At 27.6% G+C, this 5,319-nt stretch carries 3 protein-coding genes; all 3 read right to left on the reverse strand.

Annotation, left to right across the window (positions count from 1 at the left end; genetic code table 11):
• Positions 1-332 precede the first annotated feature (332 nt).
• Complete coding sequence (locus J8J04_RS02890; RefSeq protein WP_225885841.1) at positions 333-1,667, reverse strand: metallopeptidase TldD-related protein; 1,335 nt, start codon at positions 1,665-1,667, stop codon at positions 333-335.
• A complete protein-coding gene (locus J8J04_RS02895; RefSeq protein ID WP_212332173.1) occupies positions 1,664-3,046 on the reverse strand; it encodes a TldD/PmbA family protein in 1,383 nt (460 codons plus the stop codon). Before J8J04_RS02895 ends, J8J04_RS02890 begins: the two co-directional genes overlap by 4 nt.
• 178 nt (positions 3,047-3,224) lie before the next feature.
• A complete protein-coding gene (gene lepA / locus J8J04_RS02900) occupies positions 3,225-5,042 on the reverse strand; it encodes a translation elongation factor 4 (protein ID WP_212332182.1) in 1,818 nt (605 codons plus the stop codon).
• Between the last annotated feature and the right edge of the window lie 277 nt (positions 5,043-5,319).

Raw genomic sequence — 5,319 nt, forward strand, 5'->3', positions numbered from 1 at the left:
ACATTAGGTACTTTTTTAATTTAATCAAAATATTTTGTTAGTTTGAAAAAATATGAAATTATTAACTTATTTTTAAATTTTAAAGAATAAATTTTAAAGACGAAAATTCTCTAAAAACGAAACACCTCAAACACAACTAACAAAAAAAGTATCTACAAAAAATAATGTTTTCATAAAAATATCAAAATTCAATTTATTATTACTAGGTTTTGATATATTAATTTTTACCTTTATTTTTTTAAAATAATTATAAAATAATCTTTAATAACAAATAAATAAAATTAAAAAATAGTTAATTAGTAATTAAAATACGTTAAAAAGGTAAAAAATAATTATTTACCACCAATGCTTAAATTATTAATATAAACACTAGCACTACCAAAACCTGATATTTGAAATTCAAAATCATTAGCAATATCTTGAATATCTTTTAAAAGATCAAAAAAATTTCCTGAAACTACAATCATTTTAACAGGAGTAGTAATTTTTCCTTGCTCAATTTTAAAACCACTAGCTTGAAGGCTAAAATCACCACTAACAGTTTTAATGCCGGCATGCATTCCTATTAAATCAGTAATATAAACACCTTTTTTAATAGGTTTTATCATTTGATTTACAGTTTTTTCACCGGGAACTAAATAGCAATTAACCATCAAAATATCACTATTAAAACTATTTCCAGTAGGTTTTTGTTTAAAGATAGCAGCAGTTTTTAAATTATGAATAAAGCCTTTAAAAACACCTTCAGCAATAATAGTTTTAGTTTGGCAAGCAACTCCTTCAGTATCAAATTTCTCTTTAAAATAAGCATTTTTATGTAAAGGATCATCGATGATATTAACTTTAGGAGAAGCAATTAAGTGATTTACTTTATTTTTTAACTTAGTTAAATTACGATAAGCACTGCTACCTGTAAAAATACCACTGAAGCCTTCTAAAATATCAGCAAACATTTCATTAGAAAAGACAACAGGATATTTTTGAGATATTAGCGATTGTCCTCCTAATTTTTTAGCAGCCATTTTGTTAATTTGATGGGCTTGCAAGGTAGGATTAAAGGAATTAAATTCTTTAACTAAAGCAATTTTACTACTGTTTTCAATTTCTTGGTCTTTTTGAAAAATAGCAGCAGCATATACATAAGCATAACTATTTTGATGCGATAAACGAAGACCTTTGGAATTTAATAAAGTAGTTTGATCATAAAACTCTCGATAAATCAGATCATCTGTATTTTGAAAATAAGGACTTTTAGATAATTCTTGAGACAAGGTAAATAATAATTTCTCTTTTTTAACTAAAGGAATTTGATTAAAATCAAAATTATTTTCAATCACTTCAGGATAAGAAGGGGATCCTTCAAAAATAATAGCTGGTTCAGTAGCAGTAATAGTTTGACAATTTTCTTTTAATTTAGCAATAAAATTATCAAAACTAGCATTATCTATTTTTTCAAAAGAAAGTGAGGTTTTTTTACCTTCAAAAATAGCTCTTACAGTAACAGATATAACATCACTATGAACACAAGCATCTATTTTACCTTTATCAGAAGATAATTTAAAAGTTTGATTTTCTTTTACAAGTATTTCTAAGGCTTCTAAATTTTGTTCTAAACCCCTTAAAATCCATTTTTGGTAATTAACCCTAAAGTTATTCATTTTTGTCATTTAGTTTCATGTCCTCCTACAATCATTTCTTTAACCCTAATTGTGGGTTGCCCCACATCAACAGGCAAAGAACCAGAATCAGATCCACACACACCTTGTCCTAATACCAAATCATTGGCTACCCGATCAATTTTATATAAAACATCCTGCCCCTTACCAATAAGCATCGCCCCTTTAACATGAACAGTTAATTTACCATTTTCAATCAGATATCCTTCATTAACAACAAAATTAAATTCACCAGTAGAAGGTCTAACAGTACCCCCTCCTAAACTCTTAGCATAAAGACCATAAGGAGTATCTGCAATAATTTGTTCAGGAGTTTCCTCCCCTTGTTCAATATAAGTAGAATTCATCCGTGAAGTAGGAGAATATTTATAAGATTGACGACGTGAAGATCCAGTAGGTTCCATCTTCATTTTACGACCATTACGAAAATCTACTAAATATCCTTTTAAAATACCTTTTTCAATTAACAAATTTTTTTGAGTTTTACGTCCTTCATCATCAAAATTAAGTCTTCCCCAAGCATTTTCAATATTACCATCATCCCAAGCAGTTACTATTTCAGAAGCTACTTTTTGATTAAGTTTATTATTGAAAGGAGAAAGACCTTTGGCAATAGCAGTAGCTTCTAAAGAATGACCACATGCTTCATGAAAAATAACACCGCCAAAAGCATTATTAATAACAACAGGCATAGTTTGAGGTTTAATTGGTTGAGCTTGTAACAAAGTAACTGCATTAATAGCAACATTAAGAGCTATTTGCTCTAAATCAAGATGATCAAAAAACTCTAATCCCATAAATCTTCCCGGTCCTTCAAATGCTTCTTGCATTTCTTTACCCGAAGAAGCAACTGCTGATAAGTTACATTTAATATAGTTTCTTTGATCTTTTTGATAAACCCCTAAACTATTAGTAATTAAAACATGTTGTTCTTTTTGGGAAAGGGTTACTATCGATTGAATAATTTTAGAATCATAATTTAAGATAATTTGAGATAATTTTAATAATTTTTGGGCTTTTTCTTTTTTAGTCATCGAGTTAAATGGTTTTTTAATAACATTGGTAAGAGGTTGTGATTCTTTTAAAGGAATAACAGGAGTTTTGCCCCCTTTAAAAGAATTTTTAAGTTTTAAAACTAATGATAAAACATTATGATAATCAATTTTGTTAGTATAACCATAAACTTCATCAGAACCTTGTAATAAACGGATGCCAACACCAAAAATATTATTATTACTAGCAGAAACTACTTCTTCTCCGATAACTTGTAAAGAATCAGAATAAGTGTTTTCAAAAAATAATTCAGCAAAATCTGCTCCCTGATCTAATGATAAGTTTAAAATCTTTTGAATATCTTCTTTCTTCATCATCAAATAATGGTTTCTCTTTCTTTCTTTAGTTTTTTTTAGTTTTTAATGAAAACATTTAAAACATAAATATACCTTTATTTTATCATTTTTTTAAAGAAATTTCAAAGAATATAATCTTTTTTATCGTTTCAAGATGAAAAAAAATAAATACTTCATATCACCAATAGTAAATAAGAGACTATTTAGTTGATAAAATAGCTAAAAAAGCTTTTTGTGGTAATTGAACTTTACCTAAAGTTTTCATTTTCTTTTTCCCTTTTTTTTGTTTTTCTAAAAGTTTCTTTTTCCTAGTAATATCGCCACCATAAAGTTTAGCTGTAACATCTTTACGCATCGCTTTAATAGTTTCACGAGCAATAATTTTCTTCCCTAAAGCAGCTTGAATAGGGATTTCAAACATTTGTTTAGGAATAAACTCTTTTAAAGTTTCACAAATAGCTTTTCCTCGTGAATAAGCAAAATCATGATGAACAATCACAGATAAAGCATCGATCACTTCTCCATTTAATAAAATATCCATTTTCTGTAATTTAGAAACACGATATTCATCTATTTCATAATCAAAAGAGGCATAACCTTGAGTTAAAGATTTTAATTTATCAAAATAACTATAAATAATTTCAGAAAAAGGTAATAAATAATTAATTTTAGTCCTTTGACAATCAATATATTCGATATTTTTTAAACTACCTCTATTTTTCTGTGATAATTCCATTACTTTACCAATATATATTTCAGGACAAATAATAGTTGCTTGAATAAAAGGTTCTTCAATTTTATCAATCATTTGGGATACTGGTAACTTCGAAGGATTATCAACTAACATTTTTTGTCCTTGAATAGTATAAACATAATAAATCACAGAAGGAGCAGTAGCAATTACTTCAACTCCAAATTCACGACTAATACGTTCTTGAATAATTTCCATATGCAAAAGCCCTAAAAAACCAGTTCTAAAACCTAAACCTAAAGCCGAAGAACTTTCAGGTTCAAAAATTAAAGAAGAATCATTTAGTTTTAATTTTTCTAAAGCTTCTTTTAAGATTTCATACTTATTAGTTTCAACAGGATAAAGACCACAAAAAACAACTGAATTCATCTGTTTATAACCAGGTAAAGGAACAAGTGCTGGCTTATTTTTAGAGGTAATAGTATCACCTACTCTAATATGATCAATATTTTTAATAGCAGCATTAAGATATCCCACATCTCCTGGAACTAAAAACTCCTTCATAGTTTGCTTAGGATTATAAACCCCTACTTCAACTACTTCATAAGTCTGATTACTAGCCATAAAACAGATTTGATCTCCTTTTTTAACTGTTCCATTAATTAACCTAATTGAAGGAACTACCCCTTTATAAGAGTCAAAATAAGAATCAAAAATTAAAGCTTGCAAAGGTTTATTAGGATCTCCTTGAGGTGGTTTAATCTGAGTAACAATGGTTTCTAAAATCTCAATGACCCCTAAACCAGTTTTACCACTAGCTAAAATAGCATTATCAGATGGAATATTAAGGGTTTCTTTAATCTCTTTTTTAACCTTATTAACATCAGCACTAGGAAGATCTATTTTATTAATAACAGGAATAATAGTTAAATTATTATCTTTAGCTAAATAAACATTAGCTAAAGTTTGTGCTTGAATCCCTTGGGCTGCATCAATAACTAATAAAGCCCCTTCACAAGCAGCTAAAGAACGAGATACTTCATAACTAAAATCAACATGACCAGGAGTATCGATTAAATGCATCACATAAGTTTTACCATCACGCGCTTGATAAAAAATTTCAACAGCATTTAATTTAATAGTAATCCCTCTTTCTCGTTCTAAATACATTGAATCAAGAATTTGACTTTGCATAATTCTTTTATCAATTGTTCCTGTAAGCTCTAAAATACGGTCAGCTAAAGTAGATTTCCCATGATCAATATGAGCAATAATAGAAAAATTACGGATATGTTTTTGTCGTTCTTTTATTTTTTCTATATTCATATTTGTTATCCTTTAAGTTTTAATAATCTTTTCATTTTTCTTCCTTTGTGTTTATCCTTACTTTTTACTCTAATAACAATATTATAACATATAGTCATCTTTTTAATTGAAGGTTTTATATATTTTAAGGTCATTCCTGCTTTGCAATTGCGGTGTTCCGTTTTTTTTAAAACAACTTTTGTCTTTAAAATTGTTCTTTAAGACTTAAAATTAAGTGATAATTTCATATCTTTTCAAACTAACAAAGCATTTTGATTAGATTAAAATGTGTCTAATA

Source organism: 'Fragaria x ananassa' phyllody phytoplasma (assembly GCF_018274325.1).
GTDB lineage: Bacteria > Bacillota_I > Bacilli_A > Acholeplasmatales > Acholeplasmataceae > Phytoplasma.